Raw genomic sequence first — 23,447 nt, 5'->3', positions numbered from 1 at the left:
CCTGTACGCATTAATTTCCCCTGATCCAGATCAATTAATGATGTTATGTAGCAATGTCAACTGACCGCACTGCTGTAGTTTTCCCCGCCTTTCCCTCGGCCATTACCACGATTCCCTCTTTCTGATTCATCGACGTGATGCAGCTGACCCGGTCCGACTGTTGGCCCGCTGCAGTGCAGACGGTGGGCTACCGGTTCGTCATGACCACACCGCGTTCTGGCAATCGCCTGGTCAGCGGTCGCAAGACGGGTGGAGGCGGAGTAGTAAGGGGTGCGGGGAGGTGGGCATCGTGGCGGTAGAGCTGCGGGGGCTCGGGCCGGTCGAGTTGCGGGTCGACAATCGGTTGGTGGAGGTTGGTCACGCGCGGCAGCGGTGTGTGCTGGCGGTGCTGCTGGTGGAGGCGAACCGGGTCGTCACGGTGGAGCAACTACTGGATCGGGTGTGGGCGGAGCGGTTGCCCTACAAGGCACGGCAGGTGGCGAGCAACTACGTGTCACGGCTGCGGCGTGTGCTGGCGGGCGAAGTCGCCATCGTGCGGCAGGGCGGCGGATACGTCCTGCAGGTGGATCCGGAGGCAGTGGACCTGCATCGGTTCCGCCTGCTGGTGAAGCGGGCACGCGGGCGGAGCGGGGCGCGGGCGCTGGTGCTGCTGGAGGAGGCAGCCAGCCTGTGGCAGGGCGAGGTGTTCGACGGGCTGGACACGCCATGGATCGCCGCTGTCCGTGAAAGTCTGACACGGGAGCGGTTCGCCGCCGACCTCGACCGCGTGGACCTGGCGCTCGAGCAGGGTAGACACGCGGCCTTGTGCGCCGAGCTGGCCGAGCGAGCGGATGCGCATCCGCTGGACGAACGGGTCGCCAGGCAGTTGATGCTCGCCTTGTACCGCAACGGCTGCCAAGCCGAGGCACTCCTGCGATTCGACAGCATCCGCGCACGCTTGGCCGACGAGGTGGGTGCCGATCCGAGTCGGGAACTGCGCGACCTGCACCGGCGAATCCTGAACACGGATCCTACTCTTGCTCATATTTCCGCGCCTGACGTGCCGCGGCAACTGCCTGCGCCCCCAGTGTTCACGGGCCGCACCGCCGAACTGACGCTGCTGGACGAGACACTGGCCGAAACGTCCGGCACGGTGCTGATCGCGGCGATCGGCGGGGCCGGAGGGATCGGCAAGACTTGGCTGGCCCTGGCGTGGGCGCACCGCCATTTGGACCGGTTCGCGGACGGGCAATTGTTCGTGGACCTGCACGGGTTCAACCCCACTGAGCGGCCCGTCGCGCCCGACACGGCGCTGTTCGGCTTTCTCACCGCCCTGGGTGTCGCCCCGGACCGCATTCCTGCCGACCTGGACGCCAGAGCAGCGCTGTACCGGAGCCTGGTCGCGGGGCGGGGGATGCTGGTGGTGCTGGACAACGCCGCCACCGCCGACCAGGTGATCCCGCTGCTGCCTGGTGGTCCGACGTGCACCGTGCTGGTCACCAGCCGCACCAGGCTCGCCTCCTTAATCGACCGGCACAGCGCCCGCCACCTGCAGCTGGACGTCCTGTCCCGCGCCGAGGCCTGCGCCCTGCTGTCTGCACGCTTGGGCGCCGATCGGGTGGCTGCCGAGCCCGATGCAGTCGACGAGCTGGTCGAGTTGTGCGGCGGCTTCCCGCCGGCCTTGTCGATCACCGCCCGCCATGCCGCGACGCGCCCCGGCAGCTCGCTGGCCGAGGTTGCCGCGGACGTCCATGCGCGGGTCCTTGCCGCAACCCCACCAACGCCACAGACCGTGGAGTTCCCTGCACTGCGAAGCACGCGAGACCTGGTTGTGAAGCGCTCGATCGACGGGGAAGTGGCCGACGGCAGGGTGTCACCGCCGTCCCCTGTCGAGCAGGGCTGGGTCGGTCTGCGCCCGCACCTCACCCGGCTGGTCGGGCGCGTGGGCGACTCGGCCCGGTTGGCCGCACTTCTCGACCGCGAACGTCTGGTTACGGTGACCGGGGCCGGAGGTTGCGGCAAGACGGCCCTGGCGGTGAATGTCGCGTACGAATCAGCATGTCGGAGGCGGACGGCCGGCCTCGCGTTGGCCCTTGCCACGGTCAGGTCGGTCGAACAGGTCGTGCACGCCCTGGCCGCACTGCTCCGCGCCGGCGATGGTGGGGACGACCTCGACGGCGCGTACGCGACTGTCGAGCAGGCGCTCGCGGCCGGACCGCGGCTGCTGGTGCTCGACAGCTGTGAGCACCTCGTCGGCGACGTCGCGGACTTGGTGACCTGGATGTTGAGTAGTTGCCCCGATCTGGTCGTGCTGACGACTTCCCGGCAGCCGCTCGGCGTGCCGGGCGAGGCCGTGTTCGCTCTGGAGCCGCTGCCCGTTCCGGCACCCGGTGAACCGGAGGGGGCTGTGCTGGGCGTCCCGTCGGTTGAGCTTTTCGCCGAACGTGTCCACCGCGCCGCGCCATCGATCACCATCACCGGCGCGGACGTCGACCACGTTGCGGAACTGTGCCGCAGGCTCGACGGGCTGCCGTTGGCGCTCGAACTCGTTGCTGCCCGGGCTCGCGCCTTCCCGCTGCACGAACTCGTCGAGCGAGTCGGCCGCGACTTGACGCTGCTGTTTCGCACATCGTCGAGTGGTGACTCGCGGCACACGACCCTGGACGCGACCCTCGACTGGTCCTTCCGGCTGCTGCCGCCCGATCAGCAGCGCCTCTTCGTCCGGATGTCGGTGTTCGCAGCCGGGTTCACCGCCGCGGACGCCGGAGAGGTGTGTGGGTTCGCGCCGCTGCGGTCCGGCACGGTCGCGGCGAAACTCGCCGCGCTTGTCGATCGCTCGCTCGTGCAGCCTTACGACGTGGCCGGGATCCGACGGTACCGGCTGCTCAACGTGATTCGGACGTTCGCCGGATCCCGGCTCGTCGGCCTTGGAGAGTTCAAAACCACGATGCGCCGACACCTCGACCGGTGGCTCGCGCTCACCAGGGACATCGACCGGCTGCCCCGCTACTCCGATCGCGAGCTGAGGTGGGAGGCCATGGAGCTGGACGCGGCGAACCTGCGCCAATGCCTGCAGTTCGGTCTCGATACCGGCCATGGACTCGACGCGGCCGAGATCGTCGCCAAGTCATTCGAGTTCTGGCTGGTGAACAAGGGTTATCTCACCGAGGGACGCGCGTGGCTGCAGCGGATGCTGGCCCTGCCCGGCCTGGCCGCCAGCCCCGAGATCCACGCGCTGTTGCGGTTCCACCGCGGGCTCGTCGTCAAGATGTTCGGCAACATTCCCGGCAGTCTGACGCTGTTGTGCCCGGTGGTCGACGAACTGGCCACCCACCGGCGTCGTGAACACCTCGAGGCGCGGGCGGGCGTGCTCAACGCCAAGATGCTCGCGCTCGACCCCTCTGTGCTGGACGACGTGGAGCCCGCGGTCGCTGCTGCGCTGGATTGGTCGAACAGCGACGACGCCCGGATGGTGTTCAATTCCGCCGGCAGCACGATGAACACCTGGGGCCGCTACACGCGAACGTTGGAAATCTGTGCGGCCTACGACCGGTGCAAGCTCGAACTCAGCAGCTCCTCGATGGCCGCGAAGCTCACCGTGATGGTCGAGGCCCTGCTCGGCCTCGGTGACCTCACCTATGCCACGGCGCTGATCGACGACCTCATCGGCCTGGCCGGCAGCGTCACCCACGCCGCGGAGCAAGCCGCTCCACGCCGGGTGATCGCCTCCCACTATCTGGTATGCCAGGAACCCGACCGAGCACGACGCTTCCTCCACGAGGCGTTGACCACGCTGAGCACTGCGCAACCGCAGTTGACCTCGCGGTTCGTACCGCTGCAGATCCTGCTGGCCGAGGCGCAACGACAGTGCGGCGACCCCACGACCGCCCGCCACACCCTGCATGACATCCTGCTGAGTGCCCGCGGCCGGTCGGACTTCAAGCACACCTTCGCCGCCCCGCTGTGCGCGGCCCTCATCGCGGCCGACCTCGGTGACACCGAGGCCAGCCAACGTCTGATCATCCGCTGGAACCAGACCCGGCGCAAGCACGGGCTGCCCGTGCCGGTCGGCTTCGTCACGCAGGCCACCACATTGAACCTCGATCCCGCGCCGGCCAACCGACCGACGAAGGTGTGGCACCCCACGGCCTTCACCGAGTGCCTCGACGCGGCCGGCACCTGGTGCGCGCAGCCGGGTCCCGCTCACGTGCCAGGTTGAGGGTCACGACCCTGATCGGCAGGCGGCGTCAAGGGAGTCGGGGCAGCCGGGCGGCCTTCGAGCCGTGAACGGCTGACGATCCCGGCCGGCGCAATCCGACGATCCGATCCTCCGGAAGCACTGCCCTGCCACCGACCGCGCACTGCGCGAACGTGTGGGCTGGACGGCCGGTGACGTCCGCGATGACGGAGCAAACTCATGACGAGCGAACCCGTGTTCCTCGGCACAACGGGTCAGCCTGCGGTCCGGGGCTCGTGGCGCAGCGATTCAGCGAGTGTCAGAGCGGGGTCCACCGGGAGCTCGCCGAGCAGCGCCGCGCGCACCGTCAGGTACTCGCGCACGGCGGCGACTTCGTGCACGCGAAGGATGTGCCCGCCGGCGTCCGTGCAGTAGCCGACGGCGGCCAGCGTTCCCGCCAGCCGTTCGCTCGGGCGCCGGCCGGTGAGCGCGCCGACGAAGTCCTTGCGGGACACCGCCATCAGGAGTGGCCTGCCGAGCGCGTGGAGCTCGTTCAGGTGCCGGAGAACGTCGATAGTCTGGCTTGGGGTCTTGGCGAAGTCCGGGCCGGGGTCGAGGATCAGGGCCGCCGCGGCCACTCCCCTGGCCATCGCGACCCGCATGCGGTCGGCGAGGAAGCCGAGGACGTCCTGGACGACATCCGGGTAGTGGCCGGGGTCCTGCAACCGCTGCTTGGGGGCGGCCCGGGTGTGCATCAGCACGAGGGCGGCGCCCGTGCGGGCGCACACGTCGGCCAGCGCCGGATCGCGCAGCCCGCTGACGTCGTTGACCAGGACCGCGCCGGCCGCGATGGCGGCTTCGGCGACCTCGGGCTTGTAGGTGTCGACCGAAACCAGGGCACCGAGCTCCCGGGTGATCCGGGCGATCACCGGCACCACCCGGTCGATCTCCTCCTGGACGGCGATCGCCGGCCGGTTGGTGACCGCGGACTCGCCGCCGACGTCGATCAGGTCCGCGCCTTCGGCCAGCAGCTGCGCCGCGTGGGCGACCTGCGCGTCGGCGGTGCCGACCAGCGCGCCGTCCGAGAACGACTCGGGCGAGGCGTTGACGACGCCCATCAGCCACGGCCGGCCGCCCAGCTCGAGCGTCCGGCCGGCCGCGGGTACCGCGAAGCGACGGGTCACCATGACGTCCGGCCTCATCTGGCCGCCGAAGCCTCGAACGCGGTGGCGACGCTCACGTGCTCCCAGGCGTCGAGTTCGCGGCCGATCTCGGCGAGCTTGCCGCGGATCGCCCGGTGCGCGTCGGCCCCCAGGGGCAGCCGCAACGGCGGGTCGGCCGCCTCGACGGCCGTGATGATGGCGGCGGCACCCCGCGCCGGGTCTCCCGGCTGCGACCCGTCGAACCGTCGCATCGTGCCGGCGAGGTCGTCGACCGACGCGTACTCGGCCAGCCGCCGCTCGGCCCGGCGCAGGCCCTTCCCCATCCAGTTGGTGCGGAAGCCACCGGGTTCGACGACGGTGACGGCGATGCCGAGCGGCTTCAGCTCGTGCATCAGGGCCTCCGACAGCCCTTCCAGGGCGAACTTCGACGCGTTGTACACCCCGAGACCGGCCTGTCCGCGGAACCCCGCGATCGAACTGATGTTGACCAGGTGGCCGCGGCCCCGGGCACGCAGGTGCGGCAGCAACGCGCGGATCAGGCGCAGCGGGCCGAAGAAGTTGGTGTCCATCTGGTGCCGCAGTTCTTCTTCGCCGACCTCCTCGACGGCCCCGACCAGCCCGTAGCCCGCGTTGTTGACGAGGACGTCGATGTGCCCGGCCAGCCGCACGGCGCGGGCCGCCCCGTCGGCGAGCACGTCGGGCCCGTCGGTGGTGTCGAGTTCCACCGCGAACGCCCGGCCCGGGGCGAGTTGCTCGAAGGCGGCGGCCTGCCGCTCGTCGCGCAGCGTCCCCACGACGACTCCGCCGCGGTCGAGCACCGCCTCGGCGAGCGCGCGGCCCAGCCCGCCGGACACCCCGGTGATCAACCAGTGCCGCGGCTGCGCGTCCGGTGCCATCGTCGCCACCTCTCGCCGGTATCAGAATAATCATCTACCTGAATAGACGATAGAGAGCGGGTCTCAGGCTGTCAACGAGGCCGGGGACGCGCGCCCGCCCGGCACCGTGCGCGCGGAGCGCCATCCGGTATTATGAGTTGACTCAATCAACTCAAGGGGGACGTGATGGCCGCGCCCAGAACGAGCATCGTCCGCGTACCGAAGGCGGGCGAGATGATCGCCGCGGACCTGCGGCGCCAGATCGTCCTCGGGGAGGTCGCGAAGGACGAGGTGCTGCCGTCGGAAACGGCGCTGATGGAGCAGTACGGCGTGTCCCGGCCGACGCTGCGGGAAGCGTTCCGCATCCTCGAGTCGGAGCAGCTGATCAGCATTCGGCGCGGCGCGCGCGGCGGGGCCCGTGTGCTGGTGCCCGACAACCGGGTCGCGGCCCGCTACGCCGGTCTGCTCCTGCAGTACCGCAAGGCGTCGATCGCCGACGTCTACGAAGCACGCAGCCTCCTGGAAACCGCCGCCGTGCGCACCCTCGCGAGCAAGCGCACCGCGGCGGACCTGCAGGCGCTGACCGAGCTCGTCGGCAGGGGCGAGGAAGTCATCGGCAACGCGGTGGGCTACGCCGAACACGACGCGGAGTTCCACGAGCTGCTGGTGAAGCTGTCGGGCAACGACACGCTCGACGTGCTCGCCGGGATGCTCTTCCACCTCATCGACGCCCACCACCGCGCCTACGCGGCCGTCCAGGAGGACGTTCCCGCGTTCGCCTCGGCCAAGGTGGTCCAGCGGGCCCACGTGAAGCTGCTGGACCTGATCCAGGCGCGGGACGCCGACCAGGCGACGGAGTTCTGGCGCAAGCACCTCAAGCAGGTCAGCAACTACATGACCCGCGGCGACGTGCCGGAGCTCATCGACATCCTGTCCTGAACTCCCTCACGCCCCGGCCGGCCGGAACGGCTCGTCCCGCCACCACGGCCAGCCCGGCGGAAGTCCGGTGCTGACCCGGCCGGGGAACACCGGCGGGCGCTTGGCCAGGAACGATTCGATGCCCTCCGCGGCGTCCGGACCGCCGCCGAGCTCACCCATCAGCCGCGAATCGAGCCGGTGCGCGGCCATCGGGTGTCCTTCGCCGAGCATTCGCCACATCATCTGACGGGACAGCGCGACCGAGACCGGCGCGGTGTTCCCGGCGATCTCGCGCGCGAGGCCGATGGCCGCGGGCAGCAGCTCGTCCGGCTCGTGCACGGACCGGACCAGGCCGCCGGCGAGCGCCTCGGCGGCGTCGAACACGCGGCCGGTGGCCACCCACTCCATGGCGCATTGCATGCCGACGGCCCGAGGCAGGAACCAGGCGGCCGCCGACTCCGGCACGATGCCGCGGCGGGCGTACACGAAACCGAACCGTGCCGTAGTGGCGGCGAGCCGGATGTCCATCGGCAGGGTCAGCCCGGCGCCCGCCCCGACCGCCGGGCCGTTGACGGCCGCGATCACCGGCTTGGCGCTGGCGTAGAGCCGCAGCGCGACCAGGCCGCCGAGGTCCCGGTGCCCCGCCCCCGCCTCGCGGTGGTCGAACGCTCCCCCTCCGTCGCCGAGATCCGCGCCCGCGCAGAAGGCACGGCCGGCTCCGGTCACGATGATCGCCCGCACCTCGTCGTCGGCGTCGGCGGTGTCCAGGACGGCGAGCAGTTCCCGAACGACGGCAGGCGTGATCGCGTTGAGCCGGCCCGGCCGGTTGAGGGTCACCGTGAGGACACCCGCGTCCAGTGCGGTCAGCAGGGTTTCCACGGCTCAGACGCCGAGCGCCGCGAGCAGCCGCTCGTGGTACGCCGCGGGACCGCCGAACAGCAGCTGGGCGGACTTGGCGCGGCGGAAGTGCAGGTGGGCCGGGTGCTCCCAGGTGAAGCCGATCCCGCCGTGCACCTGGATGTTCTCCATGGCGGCGAACAGGTAGGCGCGGGAGCAGCAGGCGTGCGCGGCCGCGGCGGCGGCCGGCAGGCTCGCGGGATCCTCGTCGTGCAGCCGGGCGGCTTCGCGGGCGCTCGCCTCGGCCAGTTCGACCTGCACCAGCATGTCGGCGCACTTGTGCTTGACCGCCTGGAACGAGCCGATCGAGCGGCCGAACTGGTGGCGGGTCCTGGCGTACTCGGCGCTCGTCTCCAGCACCTTTCGCGCCCCGCCGGCCTGTTCCGCCGCGAGGCACACGGCCGCGACGTCCAGCACCGGACCGAACACGCACTCCCCTGCGCCGTCCGCACCGACCAGGGTCGCCGGTGCGGCCTCGAAGGTGACCCGGGCCTGCGCCCGCGTGAGGTCCAGCGCACGCAGGGGTTCGGCACACACTCCCGGCGCCGTCGGGTCCACCGCGAACAGCGACAGGCCCGCCCGCGTCCGGGCCACGACCAGCAGCAGGTCGGCGGTCGCCCCGTCGATCACGAAGCACTTCACGCCGGACAGCGACCACCGGCCCGGCGCGGTCTCCGCGGCGGCGGTGGCGACGCGGCGGGGGTCCCACGAGCCGTCGGCCTCGGCCACCGCCAGGGTCGCCGTCGTCGTGCCGCCGGCGATCCCGGGCAGGTACCGCGCGCAAGCGAGCGGGTCACCGGCGGCGAGCAGCGCATGGGCGGCCAGGACGACCGAGGAGAAGAACGGCACGCTCACCAGGGCGCGGCCCAGTTCTTCCAGCACCACGCCCAGCTCGACCGACCCGAAGCCGTCACCCCCGTACTCTTCGGGAATGGCGAGACCGGCCAGTCGCAGTTCGCCGGTCAGCTGGGCCCACACTCCCGGCTCGTCGCCGCCCGCCTTCGCCTCGAGGAAGTCCCGCACCGTCGCGCGCAGCTCGTCGAGGTCTTCCTGCGAACTCATCGTCACGACTTGGCTCCCGGTTCCGAATGGCGCAACGCGCGAAACGGCGAGCGCGTGTCGATCCCCGGTTCCTTCGGCAGGCCGAGCACCCGCTCCGCGAGGATGTTCTTCATGATTTCCTCGGTGCCGCCGAGGATGCGCAGCGCCGGGGTGGCCAGCAGCAGCTCGGTCCAGGCGAAGGTCCCCCACTCGCCGGTGTCCGCGACCACTCGCGGCCCCAGCACGTCCGACACGAAGTGCGCGGCCTTGGTCAGGTTCTGCGCGTACATCAGCTTGGACACCGACATCTCCGGTCCGGGGGCGACACCGGCCCGCATCCGGCGGGTGGCGCGCGCGTTGAGCTGCGCGGTGACCGTCAAGTCGACGAGCAAATCCGCCAGCCTGGCTCTCAGCGCGCCGTCGCTATCACGGCCGGCCGCCCGCATCAGCGCGGCGAGCCGGTCCGGCGAGAGAGCCGCGCTCACCGCGCCGACACCTTCGTTGCCGACGGTCGCCCGCTCGTTCATCAGGGTGGTCAGCGCGACCGTCCACCCGCCGTCGACCGCGCCGAGCCGGTGGTCGTCGGGCACCCGGACGTCGGTGAGGAAGACCTCGTTGAAGTCGGCGCCGCCGGTCATCTGCCGCAGCGGCCGGACTTCGACGCCGGGTGCGTCCATCGGGACCAGGAAGGCGGTGATGCCACGGTGTTTGGGCGCGTCGGGATCGGTCCGGGTCAGCGCGAGGCCGAGCTGGCTCAGGTGCGCGACCGAAGTCCACACCTTCTGCCCGTTGAGCACCCAGTCCCCGCCGTCGCGCACCGCGCTGGTACGCACGCTGGCGAGGTCGGACCCCGCACCGGGCTCGCTGAACAGCTGGCACGCGATGGCGTCGCCGCGGTACATCGCCGGCAGCCACCGGTCCTTCAGGTGCTGCTGCGCGTGGGCCAGGATGGTCGGGCCGACCATCCCCAGCCCGACGACGCTCAGCGTGCCGGTGTCCGGCACGGCGTAGTCCGCCTCGACCGCGTCGTAGAGCATGTCGTGAACGGCGGTCAGGCCACGTCCGCCGTATTCGGGCGGGCCGGTGATCCAGCCGAACCCGTGTTCGTACCGGGTCCGCTGCCACGCCCGCGCACGATCCACCGCGGCCCGTTCGACGTCCGGCGGGTCGGCGCTGAAGTAGGCCACCCGGTCGTCGCCGTCGCCCCACCGGAAGGCGGCGGGCTCCGGCCGGCGATCGGCGTTCGCGTCGAGGAATCCGCGGGCCTCGGCGAGAAACTCCCGCGTGCCGTCCGCTTCGAGGTCGTGCGACATGGGCTCACCCTAGCATTAATAGGTAGATAATTACACTATCCCTCGTCGGAGACCCAGCGGACGAGCCGCTGCAGCGGGTAGAAGCCGTCGTGCGGCAGCCCGGCCTCGACGATCGGCACGTCCCCGAGCGTCACGACGCGCTGGGCGCCCGCGGCGGCGAGCGCGTCCCGCAGCGACGCCTTGCGGGACGCGGGGTGCACGCCGACGCTCTGCGTGGCGACGTTGATCCGGGCCAGCGCGGACTCCAGGCTGTCCACCGGCACCACGTTGGCCACCTTGTGCTCCGGGTGGAAGTCGACCGGCTCCTCGGTGCGCACCACCAGCCCGTGCCCTTCGTAGCCGCCGAACACCCGCGCGTAGGGCGCCAGATCGCGCAGCGCCTCCACCTCGGCGCGGATCTCGGCGGGCACCGGGTTCCCCACCGCCGACCCGAGCCGCCGGGCGACCCCGAGCCGCGGGAGCAAGGCGGCGGCGAACCGGTCGGCGTCCTCCGCGCTGCCTTCGACGTACTGGAACCTGCTGGCCGCGCAGGCCTGCTGGTCCATCAGCATGATGTCCTTCGCGGCGGCTTCCGCGGCTTCCGCCACCGCCGCGGCGGAAGCGAACGCCTCCCGCCCGATCAGCGAGACGGAGGTCTTGGGGTCGAACGAAACCAGCTCGAATCCCGGCCCCACGTAGGCGCGGGCGCTGCGCAGCGACGCCTCGCCGCCCCACGCCACCAGCTTGTCGAAGAACTGGGGCCGGAACAGCACCGACTCGACCTCGGCGTCGCCGCCGCGCCAGTAGGCGGCGGAGCACGAGCGGGTGGTCGGGTGGCCCGGCGCGACGGCGTGCAGCCCGGCCAGCAGCAGACTGGTCGAGTAGAGGTCGTTGGACGGCAGCTTGAACAGGTTGACGCCCTTGGTGAGAGCCGCCCGCAGCAGGGAAACCGCGCCGACGCCGGGCGCGTTGCCCGCGAGCACGTGGACCACCCGGGCCGGGAACGCGCGAACCCGGACGGTGCGCCCGGACGGCGTCGCCGTGATCGTGCGCCAGCCGTCGAGGACGTCGGCGCCGCCGAGCTCCTGCTCGATCATGAACTCCATCGTGCGCCGGTCGAACGTCCTGCCGAGCGAGGCGTAGGCCTCGGTGAGCACCCCGGCCGGCAACGGGTTCGTGCGCCGGGCGGCCGCGAGCGCGCCGGCCACCAGGCCGTCCGGGTCCCTGCCCAGCCAAGAACCGAGTTCCACCAGCAGGTCCATGATCTCGGCGACGGGCGTGTCGAACGCCGGCCCCGGTTGGCTCCGCGGCCAGACCAGCGCGTCGAGGTCGAGTGCGGGCGTGACGAACCGGCTCGCCCCGCTGCCGAAGGACCGTTCGGCGCCGTCGAGCGGCACGCCGCGAGCCACGTGCCAGACCCGGTTCGGTGTCTCGGAAGTGGTCGTCGTCATGAGGCCAGCGCTCCCCGGATGTAGCCGTCGATGGTGCCGGCGCAGCCGATCGTGTCGTCGCCGGTCGCGTACCGGGTGATGGTGTCCAGGATCGTCGGCCCCGGCCGGCCGCACAGGCAGTGCTCGGCGGTGTCGAACCGCACCCGATCGCTGGTGATCGTGCCGCTCCAGCGGCCGGTGATGGCGAAGTCCACGAACGCGAACCGGCCTTCGACCACCTGACCCGTGACGTCCTCGGTGTTCAGCAGCTTCTCGCCGGCCTGGTCGAGCACGAGCGGCAGCAGTCCCGGCGGAATGTGATAACGCTGCTTCTCGCACCGGTTCATCAGCTGGAACATCTCGGTCATGCCGTAGGTGCCGGTGCGGATCACCGCGCCGTAGAACCGCGCGACCTGGTCCTGGTAGTCGTCCGGCAGCGCGACGTTCTTGATCCCGCCTCCCGCGCTGACGATCGTCTCGGGGTCGAAGGCGCCATCCGGGATGCCACGCTCCCGCGCGCGGTCACGGACCAGCAGGTGCTGCGCCCAGGTGCCGGAGATGCTGAGTTTCTCGTTCCGCCGGTCCAGCAGCCGGTCGACGAACGCGTCGATGTCCGGGTACATCGCCTCGGTGCGAGCCCGTTGCCGTCGTTCGAAGGCGGCGATCTCGCCGGGCGTGGCCAGGCCGTCGGCCATCCGGCGGCGCATGGCCGCCAGGCGGCTGATGTCGGTCAGGCGCAGCCGCTCGTCGGTGAGGAAGAAGGCGTTGTCCGGTGTGGACCACAGGTGGGCGCCGAGGTTCGCCGCGTCCGTGGCGCTGTTGACGCCGACGTGCGGGCCCAGCCAGAAGTAGCTGCGGGAGCCGTCCGCACGGGCGAACGGCCAGCCGAGCTGGCGCGCGAAAGCGTCCACCTTGCGGGCGCGGTCTTCGGCGCTGTGCCGCAGGAACGAGCACTTGCCGGTGGTGCCGCTGGTGGCGAGCACGAAGTGCCCGTTGTCCCGCAGCCGGTCGACCCAGTCGTCCTCGTCGGCGACGCCGTCGAAGCCGACGGCGGTGACGTCCTCGGAGGACAGTGTCGTCAGCCAGCGCGCGAGATCCTTCCAGCGCTTCTTTTCGACGAACGTCGCGGGGTAGGATTTGTAGGTCGAGTGCGGGAACAGCAGCGGCACGAGATCGCTCGTGCGGGAGATCCGGTCGATCCCGGCCGCACGGGCCCTGCGGTCGAGGATCGGCACCTGCTGCCGGCGCTCGGCGACCACGGCGTCAGCCGCTTCGAGCCGCAGCGGCGAAAGTTCCGCCGAGGTGTACCGGTAGAGCTCCGGCGCCTGTCCCAGCTCGAGCAGCGTGCGGCTGGCCTGGTCCATGGAAGCCTCCTCGGTTCCGGACGCGTGACGTGCGAGCAGTTTTCCCCGCCCTGATCCCGGAAACCATGGGCGGATCGGACGATACCGGGGACGTTCCGGCCACTGTGGCCGGTGAGAGGCGGCAGGGATGCGGCAGCAGGTCTTCATCGTCGCCTTCGACGGCGTCCGGCTCGGCAGCCTCGGGATGGTGTCCGACGCCATGGCGCTGGCGGACCACTACCGCGACCGGGTCTACGGCGGGCACGCGTTCTACCCGTCGAGCACCGAGGTGACCGGTCTGCGGGTGCGGGTGCTGACGCCGACCGGGGACGGCGTGTGCGCGGCGGGCGGGATCAGGTTGGCCGCCGACGGCCGCGCCGGTGGGAGCGCCATCGCGAAAGCCGTTGTCCTGCCCAACTTCGACGCGCCTGCGCCGGACTGGGCGAAAGTACTCCCCTGGCTCAGCCGGCAGCACACGGGTGGCGCCCTGATCGCGGCGGCCGGCGCGTCGGTGCTGGCGCTCGCCGAAGCAGGATTGCTGGACGGGCGGGAAGCCGTCGCCGACGGGCACACCGCACGGCTCGTCGAAACCCGCCATCCGGCGGTCTCACTGCTGCCCGGGCTGCCGATGCTGGTGTCCGGGAACCTCATCACGGCCGCCAACCTCGACGGCGAGCAGCAGCTCGTCCGCGAGCTGGTCCGCCGGATCGGCTCGCCCAACCAGCGTGACTGGGTGGACGAGGAGCTGGGAAGCCATGACCCGGCAGGTGACGCGACGGTGGAACGGTTCCTCCAGCTGGCCCGCGAACGCTACGCCGAACCACACTCCATCGCGGCGATCGCGACGGAACTCGGCACGACCGAACGGACGTTGCGCCGCCACTGCCGGGCCGTGCTCGGCGAAAGCCCGGGCGACGTGCTCCGCCGCCTGCGCTTGGACGCCGCGCGGATCATGCTCAGCCGCTCGTCGATCCCGGTGGAACGCGTGGGCACGTTGGTCGGTTACGCCGATGCGGGCGCGTTCCGAAGCCAGTTCCGCAGGCGCTTCGGGCACGCGCCTTCGGCCGTCCGGCACGGCGAAGGATCGCGGCAGACCACCCGTCAGTAGGTGCGCAGGCCCATGCTGCGGGCGATGCCGTTGCGCTGGATCTGGCTCGTGCCGCCGGAGATCGTCGCCACGATGGACTCGCGGTAGCGGAAGCTCATGACGCTTTCGGTGGAGAAGCCGTGGCCGGCGCAGACCTGCATGCCCAGCCGGGCGGCGGCGACATAGGTCTCCGACCCCTTGAGCTTGGCCATCGAGCCCTCGCGCGTGCACGGCTTGCCCTGCGCCAGCAGCCAGGCCGCCCGGTAGGCGAGCAGCCGGGCCGAGTCGATCTCCGTCTGCAGGTCGGCGATCGCGTGCGCGATGGCCTGGAAGGTGCCGACCGGGCGGCCGAACGCCTGCCGGGTGCGCGCGAACTCCAGCATCTCGTCCAAAGTGGCCTGTGCCGCGCCGAGGTAGCCGCCGGTGATGATGACCTTCTCCAGCTCGATGTTGGAGAGCATCACCTTCCAGCCCTCGCCGGCCGGCCCGACCAGGTTTTCCTTGGGCACCACGACGTCGCTGAAGAAGACCTCGTTGGTGCCCAGGATGTGCCGGGCCAGCGTCGGCGTACGGCGCACCTCGACGCCCGGGCTCTCCGGATCGACCAGCAGCAGGCTGATCCCGCTGTGCTTCGGCTCCCGCGGTCCGGTCCGCACGTACGTCGCGATCGTGGTGTCCGGCAGGCCCGCACCGGTGCACCACGCCTTCTGGCCGCGAACCACGAAGTGGTCGCCGCGGTCCTCGGCGGTCGTGCGCAGCGCGGCGGCGTCCGAGCCGCTGTCGGGCTCGCTCAGGCCGACCGCCAGCCGGTGCTTGCCGGTCATCACCCGGTCCCGGATGAAGTCCCGCTGCGGCTCGGTGCCCCAGCGGAACACCGTGATTCCCGGGATGAGGACGCCGATGTAGCACATGGCCACGTCGAAGCTGGCGCGGCCGAGCTCCTCCGCGAGCACGATCAGCTCCACCGGGCCGCCGCCGTCGCCGCCCTCGTCGAGCGGGAAGGGCAGGGAGAACCAGCCCAGCTCGGCCATGCCGGAGAACAGCTCCGGCGGCGCGGTGGACTCCTCGTCCCACTTCTTGGCCCGCTCGGCGGGGCAGACCTTCGCGACGAACTGGCGCGCGGTCTCGCGCAACATCCGTTGCTCGTCGGTCAGGTCGAAGTCCACGGCAGACCCCAATCGTCAGTGAACGATAATCATCTATCTCATTACACTATATAGGCATCAACGCAGAAGGTCGAGGACCGTCTTCATCGACTTGTTCCCGAGCAGGTACTCGTGGGCCCGCGCCAAGTGCGACCGCCACACCCGGGTGGCCTCCGCCGCGTCGCCGGCGGCGACCAGCTCGACCAGCCGGGCGTGCGCGCGGAAGCCGCTGAGGTTGGCCCGGACGTTCTCTTCGCTGCCCGCGTCGAGGTCGACGTGCGACCAGTTCGCCCGGTCGATGATGTGCCGGACCATGCCGTTGAGCAGGACCAGCGTCTGGTTCCCCGACAGCTCCACCACCAGCGCGTGGAACCGAAGGTGCGCGCGGATGAACGCCGGCGGGTCGCCGATCAGCGCTTCCGCCTCGGCGAGTTCCGCGCACAGCCGGTCGAGGTCGCCGCCGGTGCGCCGGCTCGCGAGCAGGCCGGCGCACGGCGCCTCGATGACCGTGCGGGCGGCGTAGACGTCCTGCAGGGTCGCCGACCGGTGCTCGAGGATGAGCCCGGCGTAGCGCGCGGCGACCGACCCGTCCGGGACGTGCACCCGCGCCCCGCCCCGGGCGCCACGGCGGATGCTGATCAGCGACTCCGACTCCAGCACGCGGAACGCTTCCCGCAGGGTCGGCCGCGACACCGCGAACTCCACCATCAGCTCCGCCTCGGCCGGCAGCGCGTCGCCCTCGCTCAGCTCGCCGCGCACGATCCGGCGGCGCAACTCGAACGCGACCAGCTCGGCCATCTTGGGGATCCGGACCGGACCGCCCGCTCGCTCCGCCACGCCGACCGCCTTCCTAGAAGTACTGCCGGCTGACCGTCTCGGCCACGCAGGCGGGCCGGTCGGCACCCTCGATCTCCACGGTGGTGCGGAAGAGCAGCTGGGCCGACGTGTCGTCCAGGGCTTGGACGTCGAGGAGCTCCGTGCTGCCGCGCAACCGTGAGCCGACCCGCACCGGCGTGATGAAGCGGACCTTGTTCAGCCCGTAGTTCACCGCCATCCGGACGCCTTCGACGCGGTAGACACCCACCATGAACACCGGCAGCAGCGACAGGGTCAGGTAGCCGTGGGCGATCGTCGCGCCGAACGGACCCGCCGCGGCGCGTTCCGCGTCGACGTGGATCCACTGGCGGTCACCGGTCGCGCCGGCGAACGCGTCGATCCGCTCCTGGTCGACGGTGACCCATTCGCTGCTGCCCAGCAGCTCGCCCTTGGCGGCGAAGATCCCGTCGAGACCGTGTAAGACCTGCATGGCACTCCCTTACGCGGGTACGAAGTACGGCAAGGTGACGTCGCCGGTCAGCGGCCGGAAGTCCACTCGCACCCGCAGGCCGATGACGACGTCGTCCACCGGGCAGCCGACCACGTGGGACAGCATCGCCACGCCTTCGTCGAGGTCGACGACCGCCAGCGCGAAGGGAACTTCGAAGCCGGGCCCGGGTGCGCGATGGACGACCGTGACGGAGTAGACCGTGCCGGTGCCCGGGCTCGGCACGTGGACCCAGTCGCGGGAAAGGCAGCCCGGGCACGCCGGCTCGGGTGCGAAGAACGTCAGTCCGCACGCCGCGCAGTGCGGGAGGACGAGCCTGCCTTCGGCGGCGGCGTCCCAGAAGGGCCGGCTGAGCGCGGTCGGCCGCGGTACCGGACGGCTCATCACAACCTCCCCAGTACGGACATCTCGTAGTGCTGCGCGCCGGAGCCGGCGTTGCCCACCACGGCGACTTCGGCGCCGGCGACCTGGTGCACGGCGCTGCCGCGCAGCTGCCGCACCGCCTCGACGACCTTCAGCGTCATCTGCTGCGTGCCGTTCCACGCGTAGGACAGGCAGCCGCCGTCCGGATTCACCGGGTACTTGCCGTCGACGGCGATCGCACCGCTTTCCACCAGTGGGCCGCCTTCTCCTTCTTCGCACACGCCCAGTGCCTCCAGCTGCCGGATGACCTCGAAGGAGTTCGGGTCGTACAGCGAGAAGACGTCCACCTCGGCCGGTCCGACCCCGGCCGTGCCGAACGCGCGGGCCGCGGCGTCCCGGCCGATCATGCCCACCTCGCGATACAGCGCGGGATTCGCGTACGCGGCTTGGTGGTACTCCATCCCGCCGCCCAGGATCGCGACAGGCGTGCGCGGCAGGTCGCGGGCCCGCTCGGCGGTGGTCACCACGAACGCGCCACCCCCCTCTCCGACGATGCAGCAGTCCAGGAGGTGGAACGGCGTCGCGACCAACCGGGAGGCCAGGACGTCTTCGACGGTGTAGGGGCCACGCCCGTACATCATCGCCTCGGGGTTCGTCGAGCCGTTGTTCCGGATCGTGGCCGCGACCTCGGCGAGCTGGGCCGGCGTGGTGCCGAACTGGTGCATGTGCCGGGCCGCGACCAGCGCGAACTGGGCCACCACGTAGCTGCCCCAGACGTCGGCGAACTCGACGGGCACGCCCGCGCCGACCGGTCCGGTGCCCCGGGAGACCAGCTGGCAGCCGCCGACGACGACCGTGTCGGCCAGCCCGGCCGACACCGCGGCGGCGGCTTTGAGCAGTCCGCGAGAGCCCGCGTTGTCCAGCATGGCGTCGCTGGTCCAGCGCAGGTCGCCGAGCAGCCGCGCCCACGAGCTGCCCTCGCCCGGCACGCCACCCGGGCCCGGCCAGTCGACCTGCGCCCCGTCCACATCGGACGGCGCCAGTCCCGCGTCGGCGATCGCGCCGGTGACCGCTTCGAGAGCCAGGTCCATCGCGTCCCGGTGCGGCAGCGACAACGCCTGCTCGGTGGCGTGGACGCCGACGACGACCGGTTGCCGGGACGCCGTCACCGCCCGGCTCCGAGTGTCTCCCCGCCGGGGTAGCCACCACCGCCGAACCGGGTGTCGAGCGCCGCGTAGTCCTTGGCGTACGCTGCGGTGCGCGGCAGCGCGTCGACGAACTCGACGGTCTTGGGCTTCTTGTACGACGCGATGCGCTCCCGGCAGTGCCCGATGATGTCGCCGGCTGTGACATCAGCGCCGTCGTGGAGCACGACGACCGCCTTGACGTCCTGGGCCCAGCGCTCGTTCGGCACGCCGATCACGGCCGCCTCCCGGACCGCCGGATGGCCCTCGATGCAGTTCTCCACCTCGGCGGGGAAGATGTTCTCGGCGGCCGACTTGAGCATCCGTGTGGTGGTGCCGAGGAAGCTGATCGTGCCGTCCGGCTCCCGCCGGCCCAGGTCGGTCGTGTGCCACCAGCCACCGCGGAAGCGGTGCTCGTTGACCTCGGGACGGTTCCAGTAGCCGACGTGCACCAGGTCGCCGCGGACGCAGATCTCGCCCGCGACACCCGGCGCGCACTCCGTGCCGTCCTCGGCCACGATCCGCACCGCCACGAACGGGCCCGGACGGCCCGCGTTGCCGAGACCGGACCCGCCGAACCCGCCGGTGACCGCGAACCCGGTGACCTCGGTCTGGCCGTAGCCCCGGCCTTCGCCGCCGCCATGGGCGGTGAAGCGGCTGGCGTCCACCTGCACGGTGCCCTGCCACAGGTGGGGCGCCACGCTCGCGCGGAACGCGGACAGGTCGTACCCGGCGGCGGCGTTCAGCTCCACCAGCTCCACGATCGTCGGCGGCATCAGGTACCCGTGCGTGCACCGTTCCCCGGCCAGCAGCGGCAGCACCTCCTCGGCGACCACCCGCCGGACGATCACGTTCTTCCCGCCCTGGAGGAACGCCGGCACGCCCCAGAACTGGTAGTTGCCGATGTGGAACATCGGGCCGGCGCTCAGGAACGCCGTGGTGTGGTCGATGTCGCCGAGCCAGGCACCGGTGGCGCCCATCGCCAGGAGGTTGCGGTGGGACAGCATCGAACCGCACTGCGTGCCGGACATCGCCGCGGTGTAGATGACCAGCAACGCCGTGTCGGGGTCCACGTCGAGCGCGGGATCCTCCGGGGCGCCCTCGGCGAGGAAGGCTTCGTAGCCGTCCTCGCCGGCCGGGCCGTCGTGGCGCAGCCAGCGCACGCCGGCCGGCTCTCCCAGCTCCGCCCGCGCCTTGGCCACCGTCTCGCCGATCTCCTCGTGCTGCCAGACCACGACCTTCGGGTCGAAGTCCCGCACCGCGAAGGCCATCTCGGGCGCGGCCCAGCGCCAGTAGCCGGGGCAGACCATCGCGCCGAGCTTGGCCGCGGCGCCGAGCAGCTCCCAGATCCGCACGGAGTTCTGGCCCAGCCAGAGCACCCGGTCACCGGCGCCGACGCCGCCGGCGGCCAGCGCGTTGGCCAGCCGGTTGGTGCGTTCGTCGAACTCGGTCCAGCTGAGCCGGACGTCGCCGTCCACGAACGCGACCGCGTCCGGGAACGATCTGCGGTGCTCGCGGACGACGTCGGCGACGGTGAGGCGGCGGGCAGGGTGCACCGTGATCACTCCTTGGACGTGACACTGCGGAAAAGGCTAACCTATTTAGCTGAATAAGGGATAGTGACGACCACCCGTGACCGACCGGCGCCGCACGGTCATGGTCGTGGTTCCTTCGGCAGGCCCAGCAGCTGTTCGCCGATGATGTTTCGCTGGATCTCGCTCGAGCCGCCGTAGATCGTCTCGGCAAGGGACAGCAGGAACGTGCGCTGGCGGACGTCGAGGGCGTAGTCCTCGCCCACGAGCTGCCCGGCGGGGCCGGCGACCTCGGCGGCGAGGTGCCCCATCCGCTGGTGCGCGGTCGAGGCGAACAGCTTGGCGATCCCGGCCTGTGGTCCGGGTGCGCGCCCGGCCAGGACCTCGCCGAGGGTACGGAGGTTGGTCGTGCGCATGACACGCACCGACATCCACGCCTCGACGATCCGGTCGCGCGTCGACGCCGGCACGGCGTCCCCCGCTTCCCGGGCGGCCTGGACGAGGTTCTCCACTTCGCGCTCGAAAGACAGCTGCTGGGGCAGCAGGGTGACGCCGCGCTCGATGCCCAGGGTGCCCATCGCGGTCCGCCAGCCCTGGCCGACCTCGCCGACCACCAGGTCGGCGGCGGTGCGCGCGTCGTTGAAAAAGACCTCGGCGAACTCACCCTGCCCAGCCAGGTTCCGGATGATCCGCACGTCGACACCCGGCTGGTGACGCGGCACCAGCAGCATGCTCAGACCCCGGTGCCGCTTCGCGTCCGGATCGGTGCGCACCAGGACGTACAACCAGTCCGCGGTGTGGGCCATCGTCGTCCACACCTTCTGGCCGTTGATCACCCACTGGTCACCGTCCAGCTCGGCCCGGCACCGCAGCGAAGCGAGGTCGGAGCCCGCGCCCGGCTCGCTGAACCCCTGTCCCCACAGCTGTTCGACGCGCAGGATGGGCGGCAGGAACCGCTGCTTCTGCGCCGGCGTGCCCATGGCCAGCAACATCGGCCCGAACAGGTCGAGGCCGCTGGTGGTGGCCCGGTAGGGCGCGCCGGAACGGGCGTATTCGTAGTTGAAGACGATCTCCTCCAGCAGGGTCAGCCCGCGCCCGCCGTACTCCACCGGCCAGCTGAGCCCGAGCCAGCCGCCGGCCGCCAGCTCGCGGTCCCACGCCACCCGGACCTCCCACGCCTCCGAGTCCGCCGGTCCGCCGATCCCGCGGTGCGCGGCGAACTCGCCGACCAGATGCTCGGCCAGCCAGTCCCGGACCTCCGTGCGGAAGTCCGTGACGCCGGGCCCGAAGTCCAAGTCCACCAGGGACCCCTCTCGACGAACGGTCACAGGCCCAGCCGTTCCGCGAGCCGGGCGCGGTGCTCGGCCGGAGAACCCAGCAGCAGCTCGGACGCCTTGGCGCGCTTGAAGTACAGCTGGACGGAGTGTTCCCAGGTGAACCCGATGCCGCCGTGCACCTGGATGGCCCCGGCGGTGACCCGGGTGAACACCTCCGAGCAGCACGCCTTCGCCACGGAAGCGGCGACCGGCAGGTCTTCGGCGTCGGCGGCCAGGGCGCGCAGACCGTCCTGCACCGCGGAACGGGCGCACTCGACGTCGGTCAGCATGTCGGCCAGCCGGTGTTTGACCGCCTGGAAGGAGCCGATCGCCCGGCCGTACTGTTCGCGGATCTTCGCGTAGTCCACCGCGAGTTCCAGTGCGCGGGACGCGCCGCCCAGCTGTTCGGCGGCGAGCAGGACGGCGGCCGTGGACAGGGCACGGGCGATCGCGGGCCACGCGGTCCCGGCGTCGCCGATCAGCCTGGCCGGGACGCCGGAGAAGTCGAGGCGGGCCTGCTTGCGGGTCTGGTCGACGGTGCGCAACGGGGTCCGCCGCAGACCGGGCTCGCCGGCCGGGTCGACGGCGAACAGCCCGATCCCGGTGTCCGTGCGCGCCACGACCAGCAGCAGGTGCGCGATGTGGCCGTCCAGGACGTAGGTCTTGACGCCGCTCAACAGCCACCGGCCCGCGACCCGTTCGGCCCGGACAGTGATCCCGGCTTCGTCCCAGCGCCCGCCCGGCTCGGTGAGGGCCAGCGCCGCGACGGTCTCGCCCGCCGCGATCCCCGGCAACAGGTCCTTGGCCGCGGCCTCGTCCCCGGCGCGCAGGAGCACCTCGGCGGCCAGCGCGACGGTGCCGAAGTACGGCGCGCACAGCAGGGCCCGGCCCGTCTCCTCGAAGACGAGCCCCAGCTCGGCGTAGCCGAAGCCCGATCCGCCGTACTCCTCGGGGATCGCCAGCCCCGGCAGGCCGAGCTCCCCACCCAGCCGGCGCCACACCCGCGCGTCGTAGCCCTCGTCGGTCGCCATCAGGCGACGCACGTCGGGTTCCGCGCTGTGCCGGTCGAGAAACGTCCGCAACACCTGGCGCAGCTGGAGCTGTTCGTCACTCAGGATGCCGACCAAGGCGGTCTCCGTCATCCGGCACCTCTCCGCATCTCGCACAATCAGTTATATAATTATAGTCTTACCGGACTGGCCTGAGTCAATGCGTTCCCCTGCAACGAGGAGACCCGATGAGCGATCGCTACGACGAGTTCCCATCCCTCACCTTCGAGCGCCCCGTTCCCGGTGTGCTGCGGCTCGTGCTGGACGCGCCCAACCTGAACGCCGTCTCGCCCCGGATGCACACCGAGCTCGCCGACGTCTGGCCGGTGATCGACCGCGACCCGGAAACGCGGGCCGTGCTCGTCCAGGGCGCGGGCAAGGCGTTCTCGGCGGGCGGGACCTTCGACTCGATCGAGGACATGAGCCGCGACTACGCGGTCCGCGCCCGGGTGATGCGGGAGGCGCGAGACATGGTGTACGGCGTGCTGAACTGCTCGAAGCCGGTCATCTCGGCCATGCACGGACCCGCGGTCGGCGCCGGGCTGGCGGTCGGCATGATGGCCGACATCTCCATCGTCGGCCGCCGGGCGAAGATCGTCGACGGCCACACCCGGCTGGGCGTCGCCGCCGGCGACCACGCGGCGCTCTGCTGGCCTCTGCTGTGCGGCATGGCCAAGGCGAAGTACTACCTGCTCACCTGCGAGGTGCTCACCGGCGAGGAGGCCGAGCGGATCGGCCTGGTGTCCCGGTGCGTCGACGACGAGGACCTGCACCAGGAGGCGCTGCGCGTGGCCACGTCGCTCGCCGTGGGCTCGGCCAGCGCCCTCGGCTGGACCAAGCGCTCCCTCAACCACTGGTACCGCACCGCCGCGCCGATCTTCGAGTCCTCGCTCGGCCTGGAGTTCTTCGGCTTCGGCGGCCCCGACGTACTGGAGGGACTCGCGTCGCACCGCGAGAAGCGCACCCCCGACTTCACCGCGGGCGCCGGCCTCGCGCTGTAAACCGCGTGCCCTCTGCCGCACAAGCGGTCACGGAAGGCCGTGAATGGCCCATTGAGGGACCCTATGTCCCTCAATGGGCCAGTAAAGATTCAAACGCATTATTGTCAGCAGTAATGGCTTGGGTTAAGCGCGTCGCCGTCACTGCACCCACCCCTTTAAACAAGGTTAAAATACGATGCCAAGCAATCGTGTCATTTGGGTTATAGAGTATTTTGACAAAGGCCAATACATCTTTGATATGACGTCTTTCAATGAACTTGATACCGCCCACAACGATAAAGGGAATGTTGCGCGCCATAAACTCTAGCTGTACGTAATTGGACTGAAATGA

General features: G+C 70.9%; 20 protein-coding genes. 4 read left to right on the top strand and 16 right to left on the bottom strand.

Annotation, left to right across the window (positions count from 1 at the left end):
• The first annotated feature begins 289 nt into the window (after positions 1-289).
• On the top strand, positions 290-4,198 hold the full coding sequence (locus AB0M82_RS35125; RefSeq protein WP_364731434.1) for a BTAD domain-containing putative transcriptional regulator: 3,909 nt from the start codon (positions 290-292) through the stop codon (positions 4,196-4,198).
• A 233-nt stretch (positions 4,199-4,431) separates the two neighbouring features.
• Here AB0M82_RS35125 and folP read toward each other — a convergent pair whose 3' ends face one another.
• Positions 4,432-5,343 carry a dihydropteroate synthase gene (gene folP / locus AB0M82_RS35120; RefSeq protein ID WP_364731431.1) on the bottom strand — a complete coding sequence of 304 codons (912 nt, stop codon included), beginning with the start codon at positions 5,341-5,343 and terminating at the stop codon, positions 4,432-4,434.
• Between the two features lie 11 nt (positions 5,344-5,354).
• Positions 5,355-6,215 carry an oxidoreductase gene (locus AB0M82_RS35115; RefSeq protein WP_364731428.1) on the bottom strand — a complete coding sequence of 287 codons (861 nt, stop codon included), beginning with the start codon at positions 6,213-6,215 and terminating at the stop codon, positions 5,355-5,357.
• Between the two features lie 165 nt (positions 6,216-6,380).
• Here AB0M82_RS35115 and AB0M82_RS35110 point away from each other — a divergent pair, with 165 nt between their 5' ends.
• Positions 6,381-7,133: an FCD domain-containing protein gene (locus AB0M82_RS35110; RefSeq protein ID WP_364731425.1), complete on the top strand. Its 753-nt coding sequence runs from the start codon at positions 6,381-6,383 to the stop codon at positions 7,131-7,133.
• A 6-nt stretch (positions 7,134-7,139) separates the two neighbouring features.
• Here the strand turns inward: AB0M82_RS35110 and AB0M82_RS35105 are convergent, their stop codons facing one another.
• From AB0M82_RS35105 to AB0M82_RS35085, 5 genes are read right to left on the bottom strand one after another with little or no spacing between them, the layout of a single operon-like run.
• The gene (locus AB0M82_RS35105) at positions 7,140-7,991 is read right to left on the bottom strand and encodes an enoyl-CoA hydratase-related protein (RefSeq protein WP_364731422.1); all 852 of its coding nucleotides are present in this window, start codon (positions 7,989-7,991) and stop codon (positions 7,140-7,142) included.
• Between the two features lie 3 nt (positions 7,992-7,994).
• The gene (locus AB0M82_RS35100) at positions 7,995-9,071 is read right to left on the bottom strand and encodes an acyl-CoA dehydrogenase family protein (protein ID WP_364731539.1); all 1,077 of its coding nucleotides are present in this window, start codon (positions 9,069-9,071) and stop codon (positions 7,995-7,997) included.
• A gap of 2 nt (positions 9,072-9,073) precedes the next feature.
• The gene (locus tag AB0M82_RS35095) at positions 9,074-10,363 is read right to left on the bottom strand and encodes an acyl-CoA dehydrogenase family protein (protein ID WP_364731420.1); all 1,290 of its coding nucleotides are present in this window, start codon (positions 10,361-10,363) and stop codon (positions 9,074-9,076) included.
• Positions 10,364-10,398: 35 nt separating this feature from the next.
• A complete protein-coding gene (locus AB0M82_RS35090; protein WP_364731417.1) occupies positions 10,399-11,793 on the bottom strand; it encodes an acyl-CoA reductase in 1,395 nt (464 codons plus the stop codon).
• Positions 11,790-13,136, bottom strand: coding sequence for a hypothetical protein (locus AB0M82_RS35085; RefSeq protein ID WP_364731414.1), 1,347 nt, complete (start codon positions 13,134-13,136; stop codon positions 11,790-11,792). The genes AB0M82_RS35090 and AB0M82_RS35085 overlap by 4 nt, the downstream gene beginning before the upstream one ends.
• A gap of 127 nt (positions 13,137-13,263) precedes the next feature.
• Here AB0M82_RS35085 and AB0M82_RS35080 point away from each other — a divergent pair, with 127 nt between their 5' ends.
• Positions 13,264-14,223 (top strand): helix-turn-helix domain-containing protein, encoded by a 960-nt coding sequence (locus AB0M82_RS35080; protein WP_364731411.1) that lies wholly within the window; start codon positions 13,264-13,266, stop codon positions 14,221-14,223.
• On the opposite strand, the gene AB0M82_RS35075 is transcribed toward AB0M82_RS35080, so the two are convergent.
• From AB0M82_RS35075 to AB0M82_RS35040, 8 genes are all read right to left on the bottom strand, one after another.
• Positions 14,217-15,368, bottom strand: a complete 1,152-nt coding sequence (locus tag AB0M82_RS35075) for an acyl-CoA dehydrogenase family protein (protein ID WP_364731408.1) — start codon at positions 15,366-15,368, stop codon at positions 14,217-14,219. The two genes, AB0M82_RS35080 and AB0M82_RS35075, sit on opposite strands and share 7 nt — an antisense overlap.
• A gap of 57 nt (positions 15,369-15,425) precedes the next feature.
• A complete protein-coding gene (locus tag AB0M82_RS35070; protein WP_364731405.1) occupies positions 15,426-16,184 on the bottom strand; it encodes an FCD domain-containing protein in 759 nt (252 codons plus the stop codon).
• Between the two features lie 13 nt (positions 16,185-16,197).
• On the bottom strand, positions 16,198-16,653 hold the full coding sequence (locus AB0M82_RS35065; protein WP_364731402.1) for a MaoC family dehydratase: 456 nt from the start codon (positions 16,651-16,653) through the stop codon (positions 16,198-16,200).
• 9 nt (positions 16,654-16,662) lie between these two features.
• Positions 16,663-17,055: an OB-fold domain-containing protein gene (locus AB0M82_RS35060; RefSeq protein WP_364731399.1), complete on the bottom strand. Its 393-nt coding sequence runs from the start codon at positions 17,053-17,055 to the stop codon at positions 16,663-16,665.
• Positions 17,055-18,203, bottom strand: coding sequence for a thiolase family protein (locus tag AB0M82_RS35055; RefSeq protein WP_364731396.1), 1,149 nt, complete (start codon positions 18,201-18,203; stop codon positions 17,055-17,057). The genes AB0M82_RS35060 and AB0M82_RS35055 overlap by 1 nt, the downstream gene beginning before the upstream one ends.
• On the bottom strand, positions 18,200-19,774 hold the full coding sequence (locus tag AB0M82_RS35050; protein ID WP_364731393.1) for an AMP-binding protein: 1,575 nt from the start codon (positions 19,772-19,774) through the stop codon (positions 18,200-18,202). The genes AB0M82_RS35055 and AB0M82_RS35050 overlap by 4 nt, the downstream gene beginning before the upstream one ends.
• 98 nt (positions 19,775-19,872) lie before the next feature.
• A complete protein-coding gene (locus AB0M82_RS35045) occupies positions 19,873-21,051 on the bottom strand; it encodes an acyl-CoA dehydrogenase family protein (RefSeq protein WP_364731391.1) in 1,179 nt (392 codons plus the stop codon).
• A gap of 23 nt (positions 21,052-21,074) precedes the next feature.
• Positions 21,075-22,208, bottom strand: a complete 1,134-nt coding sequence (locus tag AB0M82_RS35040) for an acyl-CoA dehydrogenase family protein (RefSeq protein WP_364731388.1) — start codon at positions 22,206-22,208, stop codon at positions 21,075-21,077.
• A 95-nt stretch (positions 22,209-22,303) separates the two neighbouring features.
• On the opposite strand from AB0M82_RS35040, the gene AB0M82_RS35035 reads away from it, so the two are divergent.
• Positions 22,304-23,116 (top strand): enoyl-CoA hydratase/isomerase family protein, encoded by an 813-nt coding sequence (locus AB0M82_RS35035; RefSeq protein ID WP_364731385.1) that lies wholly within the window; start codon positions 22,304-22,306, stop codon positions 23,114-23,116.
• Positions 23,117-23,186: 70 nt separating this feature from the next.
• Here AB0M82_RS35035 and AB0M82_RS35030 read toward each other — a convergent pair.
• The coding region (locus AB0M82_RS35030) for a 3'-5' exonuclease (RefSeq protein ID WP_364731382.1) at positions 23,187-23,447 on the bottom strand (261 nt) is incomplete at its 5' end.

Source organism: Amycolatopsis sp. NPDC051128 (assembly GCF_040682715.1).
Classification (GTDB): Bacteria; Actinomycetota; Actinomycetes; order Mycobacteriales; family Pseudonocardiaceae; genus Amycolatopsis.
The sequence above is the reverse complement of the archived record's forward strand: the minus strand, read 5'-3'. Positions and strand labels throughout refer to the sequence as shown.

Excerpts from the sequence above, each read along its gene's own strand:
- folP (WP_364731431.1), bottom strand. The coding sequence starts at position 5,343 with ATGGTGACCCGTCGCTTCGCGGTACCCGCGGCCGGCCGGACGCTCGAG.
- AB0M82_RS35115 (WP_364731428.1), bottom strand. The coding sequence starts at position 6,215 with ATGGCACCGGACGCGCAGCCGCGGCACTGGTTGATCACCGGGGTGTCC.
- AB0M82_RS35110 (WP_364731425.1), top strand. The coding sequence starts at position 6,381 with ATGGCCGCGCCCAGAACGAGCATCGTCCGCGTACCGAAGGCGGGCGAG.
- AB0M82_RS35100 (WP_364731539.1), bottom strand. The coding sequence starts at position 9,071 with ATGAGTTCGCAGGAAGACCTCGACGAGCTGCGCGCGACGGTGCGGGAC.
- AB0M82_RS35095 (WP_364731420.1), bottom strand. The coding sequence starts at position 10,363 with ATGTCGCACGACCTCGAAGCGGACGGCACGCGGGAGTTTCTCGCCGAG.
- AB0M82_RS35090 (WP_364731417.1), bottom strand. The coding sequence starts at position 11,793 with ATGACGACGACCACTTCCGAGACACCGAACCGGGTCTGGCACGTGGCT.
- AB0M82_RS35085 (WP_364731414.1), bottom strand. The coding sequence starts at position 13,136 with ATGGACCAGGCCAGCCGCACGCTGCTCGAGCTGGGACAGGCGCCGGAG.
- AB0M82_RS35080 (WP_364731411.1), top strand. The coding sequence starts at position 13,264 with ATGCGGCAGCAGGTCTTCATCGTCGCCTTCGACGGCGTCCGGCTCGGC.
- AB0M82_RS35065 (WP_364731402.1), bottom strand. The coding sequence starts at position 16,653 with ATGCAGGTCTTACACGGTCTCGACGGGATCTTCGCCGCCAAGGGCGAG.
- AB0M82_RS35060 (WP_364731399.1), bottom strand. The coding sequence starts at position 17,055 with ATGAGCCGTCCGGTACCGCGGCCGACCGCGCTCAGCCGGCCCTTCTGG.
- AB0M82_RS35040 (WP_364731388.1), bottom strand. The coding sequence starts at position 22,208 with ATGACGGAGACCGCCTTGGTCGGCATCCTGAGTGACGAACAGCTCCAG.
- AB0M82_RS35035 (WP_364731385.1), top strand. The coding sequence starts at position 22,304 with ATGAGCGATCGCTACGACGAGTTCCCATCCCTCACCTTCGAGCGCCCC.